General features: G+C 28.6%; 3 protein-coding genes. All 3 read right to left on the reverse strand.

Going from position 1 to position 2,374, the window contains the following annotated elements; genetic code table 11:
• Nucleotides 1–560 precede the first annotated feature (560 nt).
• Entirely contained in the window at nucleotides 561–896 is a 336-nt protein-coding gene (locus KQA_RS0218105; protein WP_010183050.1) for a hypothetical protein, read from the reverse strand.
• Nucleotides 897–1,031: 135 nt separating this feature from the next.
• Entirely contained in the window at nucleotides 1,032–1,562 is a 531-nt protein-coding gene (locus tag KQA_RS0218110; RefSeq protein ID WP_010183051.1) for an alpha/beta hydrolase, read from the reverse strand.
• Between the two features lie 301 nt (nucleotides 1,563–1,863).
• Nucleotides 1,864–2,295 (reverse strand): hypothetical protein, encoded by a 432-nt coding sequence (locus tag KQA_RS19325; RefSeq protein WP_010183052.1) that lies wholly within the window; start codon nucleotides 2,293–2,295, stop codon nucleotides 1,864–1,866.
• Nucleotides 2,296–2,374: the final 79 nt, after the last annotated feature.

Raw genomic sequence — 2,374 nt, forward strand, 5'->3', positions numbered from 1 at the left:
TTGAAGAACTACTTCCCGGATATCAAGAAAATATTACAGTGTAGTTGATCGGATGGTTACTAGATTAGCCTCGAAATTTAAATTTAATTTCGGTTATGTCAAACACCTAGCGAGCTATATCCACGCAAGTTTACCCAAGTATAAAAATTGTACTAAAAGGACAATTTTGAAATGAAAAAGATATCAGACTCAGATTAACATAGCACATCGTGATACTTTTTTCAAGTAATGAACTAGAATTTATCTTTTATCACTCAAAAAACTAAATTTTAGAAACAATTATTAGTTCGAGTATTTTGAGCAGTGAAACGAATCAAAATATATCGAGAACTTGGTCAATATCAATTCATAATAAATCGTTGATTACTACTCAAATTCACATTAAATATTAAATGTAATAATTTGTAAGTAAGTAAGTAGTGTAAGTGTTGGTGTTATGAAATTGTTATGGAAGTATTTTAAAATAAAGAAAACGTGATGATTGTTTATAAAATAGGGGTCTTATAAAAGGCTACTAGATTATATGGGCAAATGGTCTATGTTGAGTATGTTTCTAAAACTTATTCAATTTCTATATACTTAGATGTGCCAGCAGACAAGTCTCCATTAATCCAATTCCAATCAAATTCCAATTTTAGTTTTCCACTAGGAGTTTTTAAAATGCTACCTTTTGCTTCTCCAGCTTTTAATTCGCCCTCAGTGGTTAGGCATTGATACAAGAGTTCTATTTCTGAGTCTTGTGTTTGCTTACCAATAATAAGCCCTTCTTTAATTGCTCCTCCTTTGTAATTTGCTGTTATGGTTGTGCCATTTTGAAAATAATGAAAAATGGTTGCATCTGAGGATAATCCATTTTTGTTTTCGGCCGTTACAAATTTTTTGTTGTTTAAGTTCATTTTTTTTCGTTTTTCACTTTATCTAAAATACTGAATATATGGATTGAAAGTAAAATTGAAAAAGTTGTTTTAATTTTTAGAAGCATGTACTAATTTGTTGAAGCTAACTATACACGGTCTATTATTTTATTTCAACTATTGTGATAACATTTTTAATAATTTATTGCTTACTAGTTTAGCAAATTTAGGCTCATGATAGAGTAGATGTCCTTTATTTGATATGATTTTATATTCTAAGGCCATAGTGCTTAACCATTCTGTAGTTGGTTTGAATTCATCTTTTTCGCCAAAGTAAAGTGCTAATTTTCCATTCGGTCTTTCTGTTTCTTTTCTTAATCGAGTCGATGATACACAAATAAGAGTTTTAATTTTTTTAGACTTGATTCCAAATTTCCAAGCAATAGTTCCTCCAATACTAAATGCCAAAATAGTTATCGGATGTTTTTCAAGTATGGCAAGTCTATCTACGGCTATTTCAATACCGCCAGTAATAAATTGCCTGTGCAAGCTATTTTGGTTATAATTTGATTTGTCAATTTTTCCAAGTTCGCAGCTATTATAGAACGTAATATCAAATTTTGTTTTTAAAATTTTAGTATAATTAATTATCCATTCAGTTTTTTCTGTTCCCCATAAATCTGAAATAATAATTAATTTTTCTTTCATATGAAGTGCTGTTTCTGGTCGATAGGAGCCTGAATGAATAGGTTAGATAAAAGTACTGCAATAACATAAAACCAACAATGAATGATTGAAAAAACATATAAATCGCACAAAAAAAGTAGATTAAGGTCTTAAACTCTCAAGTAAAACCTATAATAATTCAAATAAAAAATCTTTCTATTGGGACATGGGATTAGTTCAGATAATGTTCATATTGGAGGCTAGTGAGTCATGTGAATATCTAGTTGTAGTGTTTTCTTGAAACGAATTTATTAATCAATGAATTAAAATGTGAAGAAAATTATTATTTAGTGTTTAATTTTTCAGAGGAATCAACGAATATTTCTTCTCCAAAATCATGATAATAAAGATCATTCTTAGGTGGAGTTTGTTTTAAAAGTGATGAGTCTATGGTGACGCTGTAGCTAGGTATATCTGTTCCGTATTGTTTTTTTATTGGGATAAAATCTAAAATTTTTCCTTTTTCATATTTAGGATTTAAGAAGAATCTACATGAACAACATTTATTTACGTTTGGTTTTTCTTTCCATTCAGTACCATAAGCTATTTTAAAGTAGTATTTTCCTGAAGGAATATTTTTCATCTTAAATGTAGATTTTTTTTCAATATATACGACTCTGCTTGTTACATCGATTCTACTTAGATAACCTAACTTTACAAGCTTTATAACAGCATCTTGATTACTATCATTATTAATTTTTAAAAAATTATCCATTTTTTTATCTTTTATCGAGTATCCCCCCGAGCAAGTACATCTTTTGAGATATTCTTTGCTGTATTAGTTTTGTTAAAAA

It is taken from the genome of Aquimarina agarilytica ZC1 (assembly GCF_000255455.1).
GTDB lineage: Bacteria > Bacteroidota > Bacteroidia > Flavobacteriales > Flavobacteriaceae > Aquimarina > Aquimarina agarilytica.